Below are 19,498 nucleotides of genomic sequence, written 5' to 3' on the forward strand. Positions count from 1 at the left end.
CTGCCACCTCCACTCAGAACTTGTAACCGCGATGCAGCGCAACAACACCGGCCGTCAGGTTGAAGTAATCAACATTGTCAAAACCTGCATCCTGCATCATCGCTTTCAAGGTGTCCTGATTGGGGTGCATACGGATGGATTCAGCCAGATAGCGATAGCTTTCTGCGTCGTTGGCGACCATTTCGCCAATACGCGGCAAAATGTGGAACGAATAGGCATCGTAGGCTTTGCTCAGCGGCTCGATAATCGGCTTGGAAAACTCGAGCACCAGCAGACGACCGCCCGGCTTCAGCACGCGGTACATAGAGCGCAGCGCTTTCTCTTTGTCGGTGACGTTACGCAGGCCGAAAGAGATGGTGATGCAGTCGAAGGTGTTGTCCGGGAAAGGCAGCGCTTCGGCGTTGGCCTGCACGTATTCGACGTTACCCACCACGCCAATATTGCGCAGTTTTTCACGGCCCATTTTGAGCATCGAATCGTTGATATCGGCCAGCACCACGCGGCCAGTTTCACCCACCAGACGCGAGAATTTTGCCGTCAGATCGCCCGTTCCTCCGGCCAGATCCAGCACAGTTTGACCACGACGCACGCCGCTGCAGTCAATGGTGAAGCGCTTCCACAAGCGATGAATACCGAATGACATCAGGTCATTCATTACATCGTACTTCGCCGCCACGGAATGGAATACGTGGGCCACCATGTCAGCTTTCTGCGCTTTAGCGACAGTCTGAAAGCCAAAGTGCGTTGTGTCTTGTGAATCTTCAACCATCTCAGAGCCTGCTTATCAGTCAAATGTTCGAGAAGTGTAACAGATTGGGCGCATTTGCCCTACGATTCAACCACCCTGGGAATATCGTTCCGCGGGTGCAGTTGGCGTGTGTGGATCCGCTAACGCGTTGTCTTTGTTGTCTGTATTTTGAGCGCAGGTGCTCTCTCGCAAACGATACTCATCGTCCTGCGAAAGCGCCTGCTCAACCAATTCCGGATTAATCTCGCGCTTCACCTCCACGCCAAGACTGCGGAACGATTCGGCCTGCGCCAGCAGATTTCCCCGGCCGGAAGTGAGCTTTTTCATCGCCTGGCGATAGTTGTCCTGGGCGCGGTCAAGATTTTGCCCGACCGAGGACATGTCATCGACAAACAGGCGCATTTTGTCGTACAGGCGGCTGGCGCGGTCAGCAATCTGCTGCGCATTACGGCTTTGGTGCTCGTAGCGCCACAGATTAGCAATGGTGCGCAGCGCCACCAGCAGCGTGGTAGGGCTGACCAGCATAATGTTATTTTTCAGCGCTTCGGAAATCAGCTCCGGCTGGCGATCCAGCGCCAGTAAAAAGGCCGGTTCGACCGGGATAAACATCAGGACGTAATCCAGCGAGCGTAGCCCCGGCAGTTGTTGATAATCTTTGCGCCCCAGCAGGCGGATGTGGTTTCGCACCGAGGCGATATGCTCCTGCAACGCCGCCTCGCGGGTGTAGTCGTCTTCTGCATTGAAATAGCGCTCGTAAGCCACCAGCGTCATTTTGGCGTCGATGACCACGTCTTTGTCCTGCGGCAAACGGACGATAACGTCCGGCTGCATGCGCGAGCGGGTCTCGGTTTCTATGCTGACTTGCGTTTGATATTCATGGCCTTCGCGCAGGCCGGAGGCCTCAAGTACGCGAGTCAGGACCACTTCTCCCCAGTTGCCCTGGGTTTTATTGTCGCCTTTTAACGCCCGGGTCAGGTTGACCGCCTCCTGTGCCATCTGCGCATTCAGCTGCTGGAGGTTACGAATTTCATGGGCGAGGGTGTGCCGCTCCCGCGATTCCTGACCAAAGCTGTCCTGCACCTGGCGACGAAAGCCATCCAGTTGCTCGCGCAGGGGAGTCAGCAGGCCGTTCAGGCTCTGGCGGTTTTGCTCATCGACGCGGCGATTACTGTGCTCAAAGATGCGGTTCGCCAGGTTTTCGAACTGCTCGCTCAGGCGCTGCTCGCTGTTCATCATTTGGCGGATTTTGTCTTCTGCATGCAGCTGCGTCGACTCCAGCCGGGTGGTGACTTCGCGCAGGTCGGCTTCCAGCGAGGTGTTGATATCCCGCAGATTACGCAGCTCGTTGTTAAGCAGCTCGCACTCATCGCGCCAGTGCCCGCTCTGGGCCGTTTGTTGTCTCAACGCACTCAGATCGGCCACCATCTCTTCACGTTCGAGCAACTGGTCGGCCTTTTGCTGCGCATGTTGATAGCTGGCCATCAGCCAACCCACTCCCACGCTGACCAGCGCAATAACGGCATACATTAAGATGGAAATATCCACAACGCCCCCGGCATCAAGCGATTACCCGCACAAAATAGAATTGTGCTGTATAAACGTCCAGTTTGAAAAGGGTTTTCTGCGAGGCGCTGCGCAAAGAAAAAGGCCGAACAGGTCGGCCTTTGTTGAAGAGAGAACGGAATTACAGCAGGCGGCGAGCCGCTTCCACCACGATTTTCACCGCGTGGCTTTCGGTCTTCTTCATGGTCTCCGCGTTCGGGATCTCCTGCTGGGTGCGGTTGACGATCACGCCCGCCACCATCCCGGCGCGCAGGCCCTGGCTGGCGCACATGGTCAGCAGCGTTGCGGATTCCATTTCATAGTTCATCACGCCCATGGACTGCCACTCTTCCATCGAGCCTTTGAAACGGTTTACCACGCGACCGGAGAAGGTGTCGTAGCGCTCCTGGCCTGGGTAGAAGGTATCGGAAGACGCGGTCACGCCAATGTGGGTGGTGGCACCAACCGATTTTGCTGCTTCAACCAGGGCGGTGGTGCATTCGAAATCAGCCACTGCCGGGTATTCCATCGGTGCAAAGTGCAGGCTCGCGCCGTCCAGACGAACAGACGCCGTGGTCACCAGAACGTCACCGACGTTGATATGTGGCTGGATTGCGCCGGTAGTCCCGATACGCAGGAAGGTACGAATACCCAGCTGGGCCAGCTCTTCAACGGCAATAGAAGTCGACGGGCCACCGATACCGGTAGAACAGACGATCACGGCTTTACCGTCCAGCTCCGCACGCCAGGTAGTGAATTCACGATGTGATGCCAGCTTAACCGGCTTATCCATCAGCGCGGCGATCTTTTCCACACGCTCTGGATCGCCAGGGACGATAGCGAGCTGGGCCCCTTGTAAATCATTTTTAGTGAGGCCGAGATGAAAAACATCAGACTTAGACATAAAAACTCCTCTGTGGATCGGGTTGTCAGCAGAAGTAAAACGGTACTTTACCGAAGCACATGGCTTCTTTTCGTGACAGACATCACCATGAATGAAATTGATTGCATATAATTACCATGAAATAGTGATTTACATCACATTAACAAGTTATATCGCTATCCGTTGCACAAAAGATAGACTGTTTCGGGCACTGTGAATTCATTACCTGCGGACTATATTTACCCTTGCGCTAATTGGTACGGAGAATGCCATGACTGAAAAAACTGAATTTGCACCTGCTGCTGGCCCTCAGGCCGATACCGTCGTCACTACGCCCAACGCGGCGATTAGTGCCGGAGAGACCTCGATTCCGACGCAGGGCGATAACATGCCCGCTTACTATGCTCGTCCACAAGATGTGGAGGGCAGCCTGCCGATCGTCATCGTGATTCAGGAAATTTTCGGCGTGCACGAGCACATCCGCGATCTGTGCCGTCGCCTGGCGCTGGAAGGCTATCTGGCGGTGGCGCCGGAGCTCTATTTCCGCCAGGGCGATCCGAATGATTACAGCGACATCCCCACCCTGTTCAGCAATCTGGTGACGAAAGTACCGGATGCGCAGGTGCTGGCCGATCTCGATCACGTGGCGAACTGGGCATCGCGTAATGGCGGCGATCCGCATCGCCTGCTGGCAACCGGCTTCTGCTGGGGCGGGCGCATCAGCTGGCTGTATGCCGCCCACAACCCGCAGCTCAAGGCGGCTGTGGCGTGGTACGGCAAGCTGGTAGGTGAAAAAACGCTGAACTCACCGAAGCATCCGGTGGATATCGCGACCGATTTAAACGCGCCGGTGCTGGGTCTGTATGGTGCCGACGATACCAGCATCCCGCAGGATACCGTCGAGACCATGCGCCATGCTCTGCGCGCGGCAAACGCGACGGCAGAAATTGTGGTCTATCCCGGTGTGGGGCATGCTTTTAATGCCGACTATCGTCCGAGCTATCACCAGGAATCAGCGCAAGATGGCTGGCAGCGCATGTTGGCGTGGTTTAGCCAGTACGGCGTGAAAAAGAGTTAAGCCGCTCACAATTCACGCGCTCAGGCGCAGCGGTTGTTTGACTTTCAGCCGCAATATGGTCGATATAAAAAGCACAGGCGTGTAACTACGATCCGTAGGCAAGACCTGAAGCCCATCTCCTCCTCCAGGGGGAGATGGGCTTCAGGTCTTTTTTTTTGCTCTGGAGACAGGGGCCAGACATGAATCACTTGCAGACTGCGCTGGATATCATCACCCAGGTGGGTGGCGCGGAAAATATCGAACATATCGAACACTGCTCCACCCGACTGCGACTGAGCCTGTACGACAACGGCAAGGTCAACGAGGCCGCGCTGGCAAAAATCGACGGTGTGCTGGGTGTACGCATTAACGTGCAGTGCCAGGTGATTATTGGCCACGAGGTCGTACAGGTTTACGAGGCCGTACGCTCGCTGGCGGGTGAGCCGCAGGCCAATGCACCGCAGGTGACCACCCGCCCCAGCCGGGGTGCGCAGGCGGTGGATTTTGTAATCAGCGTGTTCCAGCCGCTGGTACCGGCCATCGCCGGGGGTGGGGTGCTGAAATCGCTCCTGCTGTTGCTGGACGTGCTGGGCTGGCTCAGCCGCGACAGTTCCACTTACAAGGTGCTGGATAACATCGGCTCGGCCCCGCTCTATTTCCTGCCAATCCTGGTGGCGATCACCACCGCCACCAAACTAAAAGTGAACGTGCTGGTGGCAGTCTCGGCCGTGGCGGTGATGGTCCTGCCCGCGATGACCAAACAGCTGGCGGACGGGGCGCAGTTTATGTCGTTCGACCTGCGCAATGTGGCCTACGCCTCACAGGTGTTCCCGGCTATCCTCTGCGTGCTGTTTTACGCCCAGACGGAAAAGCTGTTTAACCGCTATTCGCCGGGCGCGTTGCGTATTTTTCTGTCACCGATGCTCTCCCTGCTGGTCACGGTTCCGGTCACGCTGCTGATTCTGGGGCCGCTGGGCTATGAGCTGGGCGCCGGGCTGGCGACGGTGATCCTGTGGCTGTACGGCAAACTGGGCTTCGTGGCGACCGGTCTGCTCGCCGCCGCCCTGCCCTTTATGGTTGCCGCCGGGATGCACAAACCGATGCTGCCTTACGCCGTAGCCTCGATGAGCCAATTTGGTCGGGAGCTGCTTTACTTGCCTGCTTCGCTGGCGCACAACATTGCCGAATCGGGTGCTTGCCTGGCGATTGCGCTCAAAAGCAAAGACAAGGTGCTGAAGTCCACCGCCTTCTCAGCCGGGATCTCCGCGCTGTTCGGCATTACCGAACCGGCGCTGTATGGCGTGACGCTGCTGAATAAAAAGGCGCTCTACAGCGTAATTCTGGGCAGCGTGGTGGGCGGGGCATTTATTGGCTGGATGGCAATCGAAGCCTTTGCGCTGGTAGGACCAGGGCTTGCCAGTATCTCGATGTTTGTCTCGCCGGATAATCCGCTGAATATCGTCTGGGCCTTTGCAGGCGCAGGGCTGTCGTTTGTCATCGCCTTTATCAGCGCCCTGCTGCTGTGGCGAGATAAAGTGGTCGAAAAAGAGGATGAGCTGGCCTTTACCCGTCCGGTTGAAGGGCAAATCGTTCCCCTGGAGACCGTTAACGACGACGTGTTCTCGCGCAAAATCATGGGCGACGGCATCGCGATTATTCCCTCGCAGGGTGTGCTGCGCGCCCCGGCGAACGGCACGGTTGTGAACGTATTTGAAAGCGGACACGCATTAAGCCTGCTTACCGACACCGGTGTTGAACTGATTTTCCATATTGGCATCGACACCATCAAGCTGCAGGGCGAAGGCTTCTATCCCAAGGTAAAAGAGGGTCAGCAGGTAAAAACCGGCGACACCTTAATTGAGTTTTCCCTCGATACCATCACCGCCGCGGGTCTTGATCCGGTGGTCATGATGGTGGTCACTAACGGCGAACGCTTCTCGCTGACACCAGGCAATACCCACAAGAAATCCTCCCATCCGCATATCATCATGACACTTAAGGAGTCCATGTAATGGATAAATCCCTCCCGTTTCCGCAAGGTTTTTTATGGGGCGGTGCGATTGCCGCTAATCAGGCCGAAGGGGCATGGAACGTTGACGGCAAAGGGCCGTCAGTGGCTGACGCCATCACCTGGAAACCCAATCTGTCGCTGAAAGACTATGACGGCCACATGGCGCTGACCGATGAGAACATCCGCGACGCCTTTGAGGGCAAGAATGACGCGCTGTACCCCAAACGCCGGGGGATTGATTTCTATCACCATTATAAAGATGACATCGCCCTGTTCGCCGAAATGGGCTTTAAGGTGCTCCGCGTCTCTATCGCCTGGTCACGCATCTTCCCGACGGGCGAAGACGCCGCGCCGAACGAGGCGGGTCTGCACTATTACGAAGGGATGTTCCGTGAGCTGCGTCGGCACAACATTGAGCCGCTGGTGACGCTCTCCCACTACGAGATGCCGCTGGCGCTGAGCGAAAAATATAACGGCTGGGTGCATCGCAGCGTGGTAGATGCGTTTGTACGCTTCAGTAAGGTCTGCTTCGAGCGTTATAAAGAGCTGGTGCGCTACTGGCTGACCTTTAATGAGATCGACAGCATTCATCGTCACCCGTTTACCACCGCGGGCATCCGGGAAGAGAAAAGCCTGCCAGGCAAAGCGAAGCAGGACATATATCAGGGTCTGCATCATCAGTTTGTCGCCTCTGCGCTGGTCACCCGCGACTGCCATAACATCATCCCGGGCAGCCAGGTGGGCTGCATGCTGACCAAGCTCACCACCTACCCGCACAGCTGCCGCCCGGAAGATGTCGAAGCCACATTGAAGAAAAACCTGGAGAACTACTTCTATGCCGACGTGCAGGTATTTGGCGAATACCCGCCGCTGATCCTGCGCGATCTGGCCAGTCGTGATATTCAGATCGACATGCAGGCCGAGGATCAACGCATTCTGAAGGATCATACCGTCGACTTCGTCTCCTTTAGCTACTACATGTCGCTGACCGAATCGACCCAGCCAGACGTTGAACGCATTCCAGGCAATACCATTCTCGGGGTGAAAAACCCGTACTTGCCTGCATCCGAATGGGGCTGGCAGATTGATCCGGTGGGGCTGAAGATCTCCCTGCTCGAACTGTATGACCGCTACCAAAAGCCGCTGTTTATTGTGGAAAACGGGCTGGGGGCCAAAGACGCAGTGGAAGACGGCAAAATCCACGACAGCTACCGTATCGACTATTTCCGCGCCCACTTCGAGCAAACGTTGGCAGCTATTAATGAAGGGGTGGATGTGATGGGATTCACCACCTGGGGCTGTATCGACATTATCAGCGCCGGCACCTCGCAGATGTCCAAGCGTTACGGCTTTATTTATGTCGACCAGGACGATGAAGGCAAAGGTACGTTAAAGCGCCTGAAGAAAGATTCTTTCTGGTGGTACCAGAGAGTCATTGCCAGCAATGGCGCTGACATGAGCTAAGCGGCCCGGCCGCAGGAACAAACGTGATAACGATAAAAAAATCGCTTAACAACAGCATGCTGCTGGTTGATAACGACCAGCGCGAGATGATTCTGTTTGGCAAGGGAATTGGCTTTGGCGCTAAACCGGGCACTAACATCGATCTGGCGCAGGTAGAGAAAGTCTTTCTGCCGCTGAGCGATCTCAAATCCCGCCACTTTTTATCGCTGACGGATACCATTCCTGCGGCATTCTTCGATATCAGCCACGATATTCTGACGCTGGCACGCAGCATCTGCGGCGACAAGCTCAATTCTGTGCTGCTGTTTACCCTCGCCGAGCACCTGCATTTTGCCGTGGAGCGCAGCCGTAACGGGCAGCTAATCCTCAATAAGCTGAGCTGGGAAGTGAAACGCTACTACCCGCAGGAGTACAGCGTGGGGATGCAGGCGCGATCCAAAGTGAATGCCCTGTTTGCAGTTGAACTGCCGGAAGATGAGGCGGTGAATATTGCCTTCCATCTGATTAACGCCAGCAGTCAGACCGACGACAGTACCGCTCACCAGCAGGTTGAACTGGTGAACCGCATTGCCGAGATCGTGCGTTACAAGCTGGGCAAATCCATTGATACGCAGTCGGTGAACTACATGCGGTTTATTACCCATCTGCGCTATTTTGCCGAGCGGGTGTTAAGCGGGAAAATTGTGGTCAGCGAGACCGAGGATTTTTATCAGGAGCTGATGCGCCACCGCCCGGATGCGATGACCGTCGCCTGGGTGATCCGCGACTATGTGCAGGAAAAATACCAGCTCACCTTACCGAAAGATGAGCTGACGTGGTTGAGTATTCATATCAGCCGGTTGATGGATGGGCAGTCATAAATCGCCCGGTGGCGGCTACGCCTTACCGGGCCTACAACCGCAGTGAATTGTAGGCCGGGCAAGCGCCAGCGCCGCCCGGCAATCGAGCGCCGGGGTTAACCATACTCACCTCCTGATTTAGTGATCCTTCACAAAGTACAAACGCTTTAGGAAATTAACCATACTTTTAATGTTTCCTGTTCTGTACGCCGGGCGTACGTTGGTATTAATACCTATTGTTGAAACAGGAGGTCTTAATATGGCTATACCCGTCTATCTTTGGTTAACAGACTACGCAGGAAAACAGGTTAAAGGTTCTGTTGATATACGTGGGAGAGAAGGAAGCATAGAGATTATAGAGCTTATGCACTCTGTCGATCTTCCCACAGATGACCTTACAGGTAAAATCACGGGTAAACGCATCCATGGTGACTTTTCTTTAATCAAAGAAATTGATAGTTCATCCCCTTACCTTTATCAAGGCGTATCTACTGGTAAAACATTCAAGCAAGCACAGCTTAAATTTTATCGTATAAATTTTAATGGTCAGGAAGAAGAATACTTCCGAATAACAATGGAGAATGCCAGGATTAATGGAATAGAATCGTTAATGTTTGACATTAAAAACCCTACCTTTAACAAACACAATCATCTTGAAGCATTTTATTTAGCTTATGAAATAATCACTTGGCACTATCTGGACGGTAACATCATACATTCAGATAGATGGAATGCTATGCAGGAGGCCGCATTATGACGTGGGTTTATAAAGTGAGTTCGCATTCTTTTTATTTAAATGGCACGCACCAGTTTGATGGTCAGTATGCAGGAAGACCAGAATTTAGAGATGACTCGGCGAATGAATGCGTAAAAAATAAAGGCCCTTTACCAAGAGGAACTTATACAATAGGACTCGCCTTTTATCACCCGAAAACCAAAGCATGGACAATGAGATTAACCCCCTTCCTCGGTAACGATATGTGTGGTCGTGATGGATTCATGATACATGGTGATAGTTCAGCACATCCAGGTGAAGCATCAGATGGCTGCATTATTCTTAATTTATCCAGCCGTAAAATCATTGCCGCCAGCAGTGATCGAATATTAGTTGTGGAGGACTAAATGTTTAAAAAAAGACTCCTCTGGATATTGGTAATGGTTCCGTTACTCTCAGATGCACAGAACCATGGGTGTGCTACTGTCGGGTCATCAATGGAAGTAGATTTATTGAATGCTGTTTCCAGAGATCTAAAAATAGACATATCGAACATTCAGAGAAAGAAAACCATCGTTGAGACTATCGATACTTCTCCCGTATCAAGACTGTACGCAACATCATTAGCCAAAATTGATTTTCAAAGTGCTATAACACAGGGTAAAGCGACAATATCCGAAAGCGCTTACTTTGACAGTTATTATGAAAACCATACTCAATCGCTAACTGCAAAATACATATACATAAGTAAAGAGATGAAGAAAGATATATTTATCGCCTCCAGCCTTATTAATAGAGATGAGTGCTCTGTCAGGTTTAATGGCTATATAACGCTTTCAAGAGAATTTTAATCTCTCAGGAAGGCTTTATGTAGGCCGGGCAAGCACCAGCGCCGCCCGGCAATTTCACATCACGCCTGACGCAGGTTCTGCGCCGCTTGCACCATATTCGCTAGCGCGGCACGTGTTTCCGGCCAGCCGCGGGTTTTCAGGCCGCAGTCCGGGTTAACCCACAGGCGCTCTGCCGGGATACGCTGCGCCGCTTTTTCCAGCAGCGCTTCAATCCATTCCACGCTCGGGACGTTCGGGGAGTGAATGTCGTATACACCCGGCCCGATTTCGTTCGGGTAATCGAACTCTTCGAACGACTCCAGCAGCTCCATGTCGGAACGGGAAGTCTCGATGGTGATCACGTCTGCATCCAGCGCCGCAATGGAATCCATGATGTCGTTGAATTCGCAGTAACACATGTGGGTGTGGATCTGGGTGTCATCTTTCGCCACCGCGGCGTTGATGCGAAACGCGTCCACACCCCACGCCAGGTACGCGTCCCATTCGCTGCGTCGCAGCGGCAAGCCTTCGCGCAGGGCCGGTTCGTCAATCTGGATGATACCGATACCTGCCGCTTCGAGATCGGCCACTTCATCACGCAGCGCCAGCGCAATCTGCTTCGCGATGGTTTCGCGGGTGACGTCTTCACGCGGGAAGGACCAGCAAAGAATAGTCACCGGACCGGTGAGCATGCCTTTTACCGGCTTGTCGGTCAGGGACTGAGCGTACTTCGCCCACTCGACAGTGATTGCCTCCGGACGGCTGACGTCGCCGATCACCACCGGTGGCTTCACGCAGCGGGAGCCGTAGCTCTGCACCCAGCCGTTCTGGGTAAAGACGAAACCGTCCAGGTGTTCACCAAAGTATTCCACCATGTCGTTACGTTCGGCTTCCCCGTGCACCAGCACGTCCAGACCTAAGCGCTCCTGTTCAGCAATCGCCTGTTTGATGTGTTCGGCGATGCCGGTGCGGTAGTTGCTTGCATCGAGGTTGCCCTTTTTAAAATCCAGGCGCAGGCCGCGGATCTCGGTGGTCTGCGGGAAAGAACCGATAGTGGTGGTCGGCCATGCTGGCAGGTTAAAGCGCGCACGCTGGGCTTGCGCACGCACGTCGTAGGCGTTTTCACGCTGACTGTGCTGGGCGGTGATGGCCGCCAGACGTTGTGCAACTGCCGTATTGTGAACGCGCGTGGAGTGACGACGGGCCTGAATTGGCGCGCTCCATTCGGTAATGGCCGCCGTGTCGCCGCTGTTCAGAGCATCACGCAGCAGGGTCAGCTCTTCACATTTTTGCAGGGCGAAGGCAAACCAGCTCTTCACTTCAGCGTCCAGACGGGTTTCTACGCTCAGGTCGATTGGGCTGTGCAGCAGGGAGCAGGAAGAGGCGATCCACAGGTCACGATGACCGACAATGTCTTTGATCTGCGAGTATTTCTCGGTCAGATCGGCGCGCCAGACGTTACGCCCGTTCACCAAGCCAGCCGAGAGCAGCCACTCAGCAGGCAGACGGTTATGCAATTCAGCCACATCATCTTTGCCGTGAACCAGGTCAACGTGCAGACCCTGTATCGGCAGGGCGGTAATGGTCTCAAGGTTTGGCGTCACACCTTCGAAATAGGTGGTCAGCAGCAGCTTAACCTGGCCTTGCAGCGCGTCGTAAGCCGGTTTGAAAGCATCCAGCCACGCTTGCGGCAGCTCCAGTACCAGAGCGGGTTCGTCGATTTGCACCCACTCAATGCCGCGTTTCGCCAGCTCGGCCAGTACCTGCTGGTACACCGGCAGGATGTCGTTCAGCAGGCTCAGGCGGTCAAACGACTCGCCCTTTACTTTGCCCAGCCACAGGTACGTTACCGGGCCCAGCAGTACGGGTTTGATCGTGTGGCCCAGCGCCAGCGCTTCGTCCACTTCATCTAGCAGCTGGGTCCAGGTCAGCTTGAACTGCTGGCCTTTAACGAACTCCGGCACCATATAGTGATAGTTGGTATTAAACCATTTGGTCATTTCGGCTGCCGCTGCGGGCTCACCGGTTGGCGCACGGCCACGGCCGAGGCGGAACAGGGTGTCGATATCTACCGATCCATCGCTGTTCTGATGACGAGCCGGCACGTTGCCAAGTAGCAGGCTGGTGGTCAGAACATGGTCGTACCAGGCGAAATCGCCCACCGGCAGCAGGTCAATACCCGCCTGCTTCTGTTGATCCCAGTGACGAGCACGCAGCTCACGACCCACCGTCAGCAGTTCTTCACGAGTAGCGTTGCCTGCCCAGTAGCTTTCTTGCGCTTTTTTCAGTTCGCGGCGCAGACCGACACGAGGAAAACCCAGAGTGTGATTAATGATTGTCATAGTGTGCCTCTTATGGAATTTTCAGGATTTAGCCGTCCAGATGTTTACACATCTATAATTGGCGGTTACTGTATATTCCTCAAGCGCAACTTGTTCATGGCGAAGTGAAGGACTTTCATGATCGAAATAAAACATCTGAAAACGCTACAAGCGTTGCGGAGCTGCGGTTCACTCGCGGCAGCAGCGGCCACGCTGCACCAGACCCAGTCCGCCCTTTCTCACCAGTTCAGCGATCTGGAACAACGCCTTGGCTTTCGTCTGTTTGTGCGCAAAAGCCAGCCGCTGCGCTTTACGCCGCAGGGCGAAGTGTTGCTTCAGCTGGCTAACCAGGTGCTGCCGCAGATCGCCAGCGCACTGCAGGCCTGCAACGAACCGCAGCAAACGCGGCTGCGCATCGCCATTGAGTGTCACAGTTGTATCCAGTGGCTGACCCCCGCGCTTGAGATTTTCCGCCAGAACTGGCCGCAGGTGGAGATGGACTTTAAATCCGGCGTGACCTTCGACCCGCAACCCTCGCTGACGCAGGGCGAACTGGACCTGGTAATGACCTCGGATATTCTGCCGCGCAGCGGTCTGCATTATTCGCCAATGTTTGATTATGAAGTGCGGCTGGTGCTGGCCCCGGATCATCCGCTGGCTGCCAAAACGCGCGTGTCACCGGAAGATCTGGCCAGCGAAACGCTGCTGATCTACCCGGTACAGCGCAGTCGTCTGGATATCTGGCGCCACTTTTTACAACCAGCCGGTATCAACCCGCAGCTGAAAAGCGTGGATAACACCCTGCTGCTGGTGCAGATGGTGGCGGCAAGAATGGGAATTGCAGCGCTGCCCCACTGGGTGGTGGAGAGCTTTGAACGCCAGGGTCTGGTGGTGACCAAAACCCTGGGCGAGGGACTGTGGAGCCGGTTGTACGCTGCGGTGCGCGATGGCGAGCAGCGTCAACCGGTAACGGAAGCGTTTATTCGCTCAACGCGGAATCACGCTTGCGACCATCTGCCGTTTGTGCGGAGCGCGGAGCGACCCAACGGCGATGCACCCACAGTGAAGCCAGGATCACCGTTCCCCCAATAATAAAGCTCGGCCAGTGCGGTTGTTCCTGCCAGATGGCCAGGTTCACCAGCAGGCCCGCCGGGACGTGCACGTTGTTCATGATCCCAAGCGTACCGGCGTCAACCTGGGTGGCGCCGTAGTTCCACATAAAATACCCCAGCCCGGAAGCGACCACGCCCAGCCAGATCAACACGCTCCACTGCACCGTGGTGGTCGGCAGTTTTTGTGGATTCCCCAGCATAAACCACGCCACCACCGCGACGATAAACGCCCCCATATAAAACCAGGCAAAGGCGTTGTGCTGCGGCATCGGATGGATCTCCATCAGCCGTTTATAGCCCACCATGCCGATGGCAAAGCTGATATTGGCGAGCTGAACGAACATCAATCCAGTCCAGAAGTGATCGCTGACTTTGTCGTAGCGAATGATGGCCGCCCCCGCCACCGCCAGCGCCGCACTCAGCAGATAGCCCCAGCGCAGGCGACGTTTGCTCATCAGATCGTAGATCAGGGTGATATACAGCGGCGTCAGCACGGTAAACAGCAGGAACTCCGATACCGACAGGTAGACGTAGGCGCGGAAGCTGAATAAATACATGATGCCGAGCTGCAGCGCGCCCACCAGCATGTACAGCGAAATCGTTCTCAGCGTTTGCCCGCGCAGGCGCAGAAACGGCAGGAATACCAGGGCCGCCAGTCCGACGCGCATCAGCACCGAAAAGTAGCTGTCCACGTGCCCGGCAAGGTACTCACCGATCAAGCTGAACGAGAAGGCCCACAGAATAGTGGTGATAATGAGTAGCGCCACAATGCTTGTCTCTCTGGAAGAAGGACAGGCATTGTAGCGAACTCTTAGGTTGACAACTGAACGTTAAATAACCAAATGAAGATTATTCAAGAAACAGCTTACGCAGGTAATTCGGGACGGCGTTGTCGCCGTTAGTGCCAATCACTTCCAGCTCCGGGTGGAGATCTTTCAGGCGCTGGTGCGCATTTTCCATAATGCAGCCTTTACCCGCCATCGACAGCATCTCGGCGTCGTTCATGCCGTCACCAAAGGCGATGCAATCCTGCAGTCTAAAGCCCAGACGTTTCGCAACCGCTTCCAGCGCATGGCCTTTAGAAACCCCGCCGGCCATCACTTCCAGGCAGGTCAGCGTGGAGAAGCTGACGTTAACCCGATCGCCCCAGCGGGCATTGATCGCCTGCTCCAGCGGCAGCAGCGCTTCGTGGGTGTCGGTGGTGAAGAACACTTTGCTGATACCTTCCGGCTCCAGCAGGCCCGGCTCGTACAGGGCATAGTTAAAGACCGCTTCTTTGAAGAAACGCATCTCGTCCGGACGGTGGCGGTTCATAAACCACTCATCATCACGGTAAACGTTGGTGATGATATCGGGGTTGTTATGCACCACGCCGAACAGGTCGGTGGCAATATCGCGATCGAGGTTGTGGGTGAAGATCAGATTACCGTCCAGATCGTGCACGCGGGCCCCGTTGGAGGTGATCATGTAAGATTTGATCTCCAGATTATCGCGGATCTGCCCCACATCGACGTGATGGCGGCCGGTCGCGAAGACGAAGTTCACACCGCGGGCAGTCAGGAGTTTTAAGGTTTCTTTCGCGTAAGGCGATAAGGTGTGGTCGGGAGAGAGCAGCGTGCCATCTAAGTCAGACGCGACAACCTGGTACATAGGAAAATTTAACCTCTGGTGAATATCAGTTATGCCTGCCGAAAAAATCGACAATGGCGTGGAGTGCGACTGAGCGCATGGCGTCCTTTTCGAAAAGGATCTCATGGTACGCGCCGTTTATGACCAGCGGTTGACCCCCATCACACGGGTATCCCACTGCGGCTCGCTGTTCACAAAAGCGTTGGTGCATGCGGTTATCCACCACCTGCTCGTCTTCTGCCTGAAGTAAGAGCATCGGGGTGTCATCCCGATCGGCACCTGCCAGTGCCTCTTCACCCGCCAGAATGCCTTCACGCACCCAGTGGTAAGTTGGACCACCGACGCGTAAGCGGGGTTCATCCGCATAAAAGCGCAGGTTGCGGCGATAGCGCTGCCGACTGTGGGTTAACACGTTAAGGGCAAACGGCAGTGCGCGCCAGCGTCCGGTGCCGATGGCATAGCCTTCACGAACGCGCTGATGGCCCTCAGCCCAGTCGAGAATATGGCGTATCATCCACTCCGGCAGGCGCATCACGATGCCAAACATCGGGGCACTGAGCGCAATGGCATCACACTGATGGGGGTGACGCTGCAAAAACAACGTCGCAATTGCGCCTCCCATCGAGTGCGCCAGGATAAACCGTTTTCGCCACGGACCCGGCTGCACTTCCTGCTGCCAGAAGGCGGCAAAATCATCGACGTAATCGCTGAATTTACTCACATGGCCCCGGTGCGTGTCGGACAACATGCGCCCGGAACGTCCCTGACCGCGGTGATCAATAATCAGCACATCAAAACCGAGGTGGAAAAGGTCGTAGGCCAGCTCGGCGTACTTCACATAGCTTTCGATACGCCCCGGGCAAACGACAATTACCGAATCGTGATGCTCTGCCCGAAAACGCACAAAGCGTACCGGCACATCATCGACTCCCGTAAACCCGCCTTCTTCACGCTGGCGCCAGAAATCGGTCAGTGGCCCCATGGAGAAAGCAGCAAATGCCTTTTCTCGTGTTTCCCAGTCCGTTTTCTGCTGAAACATTGGGTTTGTGCCCCTGTAAGCCAAGGAATATCGTTTTTTCGTGACGGGTCACAAAATGACTCAACATTAGCGTATTGTGGCATAAAAATAGACGATTCGGGAGTTTCAAATGACCTTAGAGTGGTGGTTCGCTTACCTGCTGACATCCATCATCCTCAGCCTTTCCCCGGGCTCCGGGGCGATCAATACCATGACCACAGCGATGAATCACGGCTATCGCGGCGCAGCGGCATCGATTGCCGGATTGCAGACCGGGCTGGCCATTCACATTGTGCTGGTGGGTGTTGGATTGGGCACGCTGTTCTCCCGTTCGGTACTGGCCTTTGAAGTGCTGAAATGGGCGGGTGCGGCGTATCTTATCTGGCTGGGCATTCAGCAGTGGCGCGCCGCAGGTGCCATCGATCTGAATACGATGGCCAAAACTCAAAGTCAGGGTCGGCTGTTTAAACGCGCGGTATTTGTGAACCTGACCAACCCGAAGAGCATCGTCTTTCTTGCCGCCCTGTTCCCGCAGTTTATCGTGCCGCATCAGCCCCAGCTCGCGCAGTACGTGGTGCTCGGGATGACGACGATTGTGGTCGATATTATTGTGATGATTGGCTATGCGACGCTGGCAACGCGAATTGCGGTATGGATTAAAGGGCCTCGTCAGATGAAGGCCCTGAATAAAGTGTTCGGTTCGCTGTTTATGCTGGTTGGCGCACTGCTGGCGTCAGCACGACATGCTTAGCGCGACAAAATGAGATGAATGCCGAAGCCGGCGAACAATGCGCCGGCAACGCCGTCAATCCACTTCGCCAGCCGCTGATAACCGCGGCGCATCGACGGTAAGGCAAACAGGCTCGCCACCACCGTGAACCAGGCGAAAGTTTCCAGCACGATCAGCAGGAAAATCCCCCAGCGTGCACCGACGCCCACGCTGTCGCCAACGAACAGCGAGAAGACCGAACCGAAATAGATAATCGCTTTGGGATTGGCCAGGTTGGTCAGCAGCCCTTTGACAAAGCTCCGTCCGCCCGACGCCAGCTCCATTTTCGGTTCAGGTGCTGCAGCGTCCTCTTTCTTTAGCGCGCCGCGCAGCATCTGGTAACCCATCCAGCACAGATACAGACCGCCACCGACCATAATGATGGTGTGCAGCCAGGCCATTTTTTCGAGGATCAGGTTCAGGCCCAATAGCGCAACCGCCGCCCACACCAGCACGCCGAGCGTAATGCCCAGCACACCCATCATTGCCTCTTTGCGGGAACGGCTCACCGCCGTTTGCGAGACGAAGAAAAAGTCGGGGCCGGGGCTCATCAGCGCGACAAGATGCACCAGCGCCACAGTCAGAAACAGGGTTAACATAATTAACTCGCGGGGGAATAGTTCAGTGAGTGATCATCCTGGCACTTTTTCGCCCGGCTGACTACTCCTCATCATCGCCGTCGGCATGGGAACGAATCAGCGCCATGAACTCTTTGCCAAAGCGCTCCAGCTTGCGCGTGCCGACGCCATTGACGCTGAGCATTTCGCTGGCGCTGAGCGGCATCTGCTCGGCCATTTCAATCAGCGTAGCATCGTTAAACACCACATACGGCGGGATGTTCTCTTCGTCGGCGATAGCTTTGCGCAGCTTACGCAGTTTGGCGAACAGCTTGCGGTCGTAGTTGCCGCCGTAGGATTTCTGCATCACGCGCGGCTTAAGGGCCACCACGCGCGGTACGGCAAGCTGCAGCTCCACCACGCCGCGCAGCACCGGGCGGGATGCTTCCGTCAACTGCAGCGCGGAATGCTGGGCAATGTTTTGCGTCGCAAACCCGAGGTGAATAAGCTGGCGAATAATGCTGACCCAGTGTTCGTGGCTGTTCTCTTTGCCAATCCCGTATACCGGCAGTTTATCGTGGCCCATCTCGCGGATGCGCTGGTTGTTCGCCCCGCGCAGCACTTCTACCACATAGCCCATCCCAAAGCGCTGATTGACACGTCCGATGGTGGACAGCGCTTTACGCGCGTCCATCAGACCATCGTACTGTTTGGGCGGATCGAGACAGATATCGCAGTTGCCGCACGACGCCTGGCGACCTTCGCCAAAGTAGTTGAGCAGCACCAAACGACGGCAGGTTTGCGCCTCGGCAAAGGCACCCATCGCATTGAGCTTGTGGCGCTCAATATCCAGCAGCGCCCCGGCGGGTTTCTCTTCCAGACAGCGACGCAGCCAGGCCATATCGGCCGGATCGTAAAACAGCATCGCCTCTGCCGGCAGGCCGTCACGCCCGGCACGGCCCGTCTCCTGATAGTAGGATTCGATATTGCGCGGAATGTCAAAATGCACCACAAAGCGCACGTTCGGTTTGTTGATGCCCATGCCAAAGGCAACGGTCGCCACCACAATTTGCAGGTCATCGCGCTGGAACTTCTCCTGCACGTCGGCGCGGATGTGGTTTTCCAGCCCGGCATGGTAAGCCGCGGCGCTAAACCCCCGGCTTTGCAGACGGGCGGCGGTGTCTTCTACTTTTGCCCGGCTGTTACAGTAAATAATGCCCGACTTGCCGCGCTGCTCCTGCACGTAGCGCAGCAGCTGATCCAGCGGCTTAAACTTTTCCATCAGCATGTAGCGGATATTCGGGCGATCGAAGCTGCTGACCTGAATCAGCGGATCGTCGAGCCCCAGCAGGCGTGCGATATCCAGTCGGGTAGTGTCATCGGCAGTGGCGGTAAGCGCCATGAACGGCACCGCCGGGAAACGCTGACGCAGCTGGCCGAGGGCGGCATATTCCGGGCGGAAATCATGCCCCCACTGAGAGATACAGTGGGCTTCGTCCACCGCCACCAGCACCGGATTCCAGTGGGTCAGATGCTCAAGGAAGTTATCCAGCATCAGGCGTTCCGGTGCGATGTACAGCAGGCGGATCTGCCCGGTACGGCAACCGGCCATGACTTCCTGCTGCTGCTCACGGGTTTGGGTCGAGTTCAGGCAGGCCGCCGCCACGCCGTTGGCCAGCAGCTGGTCGACCTGATCTTTCATCAACGAGATCAGCGGCGATACCACGATGGTCAGGCCATTCAGTACCAGCGCAGGCACCTGATAGCATAAGGATTTGCCACCGCCGGTCGGCATCACCACCAGGCAGTCGCGGCCGGTCAGGGCAGCATTAATGATGGTTTCCTGGCCCGGGCGAAACTGCTGGTAGCCAAAGGTTTCATGTAAAACCTGTTTAGCCAGCAACTCCTGATTCATAACGTCCGCCTGCACCACATCAACCCCATTTGCCGAAATAAAAACAGGCGCTATTTTCAGCGCCTGCGAGAGAAACTTCAACGTTTAA

Annotated in this window: 18 protein-coding genes; 9 read left to right on the plus strand and 9 right to left on the minus strand. The window is 55.5% G+C overall.

The annotated features are described in order from the left end of the window. Nucleotides 1-13 precede the first annotated feature (13 nt). From ubiE to udp, 3 genes are all read right to left on the minus strand, one after another. A complete protein-coding gene (gene ubiE, locus M8013_RS01410) occupies nucleotides 14-769 on the minus strand; it encodes a bifunctional demethylmenaquinone methyltransferase/2-methoxy-6-polyprenyl-1,4-benzoquinol methylase UbiE (protein WP_271266056.1) in 756 nt (251 codons plus the stop codon). 66 nt (nucleotides 770-835) lie between these two features. Then, on the minus strand, nucleotides 836-2,293 hold the full coding sequence (gene rmuC, locus M8013_RS01415; RefSeq protein WP_271266057.1) for a DNA recombination protein RmuC: 1,458 nt from the start codon (nucleotides 2,291-2,293) through the stop codon (nucleotides 836-838). Between the two features lie 139 nt (nucleotides 2,294-2,432). Next, nucleotides 2,433-3,194, minus strand: coding sequence for a uridine phosphorylase (udp, locus tag M8013_RS01420; protein WP_271266058.1), 762 nt, complete (start codon nucleotides 3,192-3,194; stop codon nucleotides 2,433-2,435). 250 nt (nucleotides 3,195-3,444) lie between these two features. On the opposite strand from udp, the gene M8013_RS01425 reads away from it, so the two are divergent. From M8013_RS01425 to M8013_RS01455, 7 genes are all read left to right on the plus strand, one after another. Beyond that, nucleotides 3,445-4,251: a dienelactone hydrolase family protein gene (locus tag M8013_RS01425; protein ID WP_271266059.1), complete on the plus strand. Its 807-nt coding sequence runs from the start codon at nucleotides 3,445-3,447 to the stop codon at nucleotides 4,249-4,251. Nucleotides 4,252-4,430: 179 nt separating this feature from the next. Further along, the gene (locus M8013_RS01430; RefSeq protein ID WP_271266060.1) at nucleotides 4,431-6,242 is read left to right on the plus strand and encodes a beta-glucoside-specific PTS transporter subunit IIABC; all 1,812 of its coding nucleotides are present in this window, start codon (nucleotides 4,431-4,433) and stop codon (nucleotides 6,240-6,242) included. Beyond that, nucleotides 6,242-7,705 (plus strand): glycoside hydrolase family 1 protein, encoded by a 1,464-nt coding sequence (locus M8013_RS01435; RefSeq protein ID WP_271266061.1) that lies wholly within the window; start codon nucleotides 6,242-6,244, stop codon nucleotides 7,703-7,705. The genes M8013_RS01430 and M8013_RS01435 overlap by 1 nt, the downstream gene beginning before the upstream one ends. Nucleotides 7,706-7,728: 23 nt before the next feature. Then, nucleotides 7,729-8,565, plus strand: a complete 837-nt coding sequence (locus tag M8013_RS01440; protein ID WP_271266062.1) for a PRD domain-containing protein — start codon at nucleotides 7,729-7,731, stop codon at nucleotides 8,563-8,565. A gap of 238 nt (nucleotides 8,566-8,803) precedes the next feature. Beyond that, nucleotides 8,804-9,301, plus strand: a complete 498-nt coding sequence (locus M8013_RS01445) for an Hcp family type VI secretion system effector (RefSeq protein WP_271266063.1) — start codon at nucleotides 8,804-8,806, stop codon at nucleotides 9,299-9,301. After that, nucleotides 9,298-9,666: a tlde1 domain-containing protein gene (locus M8013_RS01450; RefSeq protein WP_271266064.1), complete on the plus strand. Its 369-nt coding sequence runs from the start codon at nucleotides 9,298-9,300 to the stop codon at nucleotides 9,664-9,666. The genes M8013_RS01445 and M8013_RS01450 overlap by 4 nt, the downstream gene beginning before the upstream one ends. A 33-nt stretch (nucleotides 9,667-9,699) precedes the next feature. After that, complete coding sequence (locus M8013_RS01455; protein WP_418939518.1) at nucleotides 9,700-10,110, plus strand: Shiga toxin A subunit; 411 nt, start codon at nucleotides 9,700-9,702, stop codon at nucleotides 10,108-10,110. 59 nt (nucleotides 10,111-10,169) lie between these two features. Here the strand turns inward: M8013_RS01455 and metE are convergent, their stop codons facing one another. After that, a complete protein-coding gene (gene metE / locus M8013_RS01460; RefSeq protein ID WP_271266066.1) occupies nucleotides 10,170-12,431 on the minus strand; it encodes a 5-methyltetrahydropteroyltriglutamate--homocysteine S-methyltransferase in 2,262 nt (753 codons plus the stop codon). A gap of 117 nt (nucleotides 12,432-12,548) precedes the next feature. On the opposite strand from metE, the gene metR reads away from it, so the two are divergent. Beyond that, nucleotides 12,549-13,502: an HTH-type transcriptional regulator MetR gene (metR, locus tag M8013_RS01465; RefSeq protein ID WP_271266067.1), complete on the plus strand. Its 954-nt coding sequence runs from the start codon at nucleotides 12,549-12,551 to the stop codon at nucleotides 13,500-13,502. Here the strand turns inward: metR and M8013_RS01470 are convergent. The 3 genes from M8013_RS01470 to pldB form a co-directional block, all read right to left on the minus strand. Then, nucleotides 13,390-14,289: a carboxylate/amino acid/amine transporter gene (locus tag M8013_RS01470; protein WP_271266068.1), complete on the minus strand. Its 900-nt coding sequence runs from the start codon at nucleotides 14,287-14,289 to the stop codon at nucleotides 13,390-13,392. The genes metR and M8013_RS01470 overlap by 113 nt on opposite strands. An 82-nt stretch (nucleotides 14,290-14,371) precedes the next feature. Continuing rightward, nucleotides 14,372-15,172, minus strand: a complete 801-nt coding sequence (gene yigL / locus M8013_RS01475) for a sugar/pyridoxal phosphate phosphatase YigL (protein WP_271266069.1) — start codon at nucleotides 15,170-15,172, stop codon at nucleotides 14,372-14,374. Between the two features lie 25 nt (nucleotides 15,173-15,197). Then, nucleotides 15,198-16,190 (minus strand): lysophospholipase L2, encoded by a 993-nt coding sequence (gene pldB / locus M8013_RS01480; RefSeq protein WP_271266070.1) that lies wholly within the window; start codon nucleotides 16,188-16,190, stop codon nucleotides 15,198-15,200. Between the two features lie 109 nt (nucleotides 16,191-16,299). Here pldB and rhtB point away from each other — a divergent pair, with 109 nt between their 5' ends. After that, nucleotides 16,300-16,920, plus strand: a complete 621-nt coding sequence (rhtB, locus tag M8013_RS01485) for a homoserine/homoserine lactone efflux protein (protein ID WP_271266071.1) — start codon at nucleotides 16,300-16,302, stop codon at nucleotides 16,918-16,920. Here the strand turns inward: rhtB and rhtC are convergent. Then, nucleotides 16,917-17,537 carry a threonine export protein RhtC gene (gene rhtC, locus M8013_RS01490; protein ID WP_271266072.1) on the minus strand — a complete coding sequence of 207 codons (621 nt, stop codon included), beginning with the start codon at nucleotides 17,535-17,537 and terminating at the stop codon, nucleotides 16,917-16,919. The genes rhtB and rhtC overlap by 4 nt on opposite strands. Before the next feature lie 61 nt (nucleotides 17,538-17,598). Continuing rightward, nucleotides 17,599-19,428: an ATP-dependent DNA helicase RecQ gene (recQ, locus tag M8013_RS01495; RefSeq protein WP_271266073.1), complete on the minus strand. Its 1,830-nt coding sequence runs from the start codon at nucleotides 19,426-19,428 to the stop codon at nucleotides 17,599-17,601. Nucleotides 19,429-19,498: the final 70 nt, after the last annotated feature.

The sequence above is a fragment of the Silvania confinis genome (assembly GCF_025564085.1).
GTDB classification, from domain to species: Bacteria; Pseudomonadota; Gammaproteobacteria; order Enterobacterales; family Enterobacteriaceae; genus Enterobacter; species Enterobacter confinis.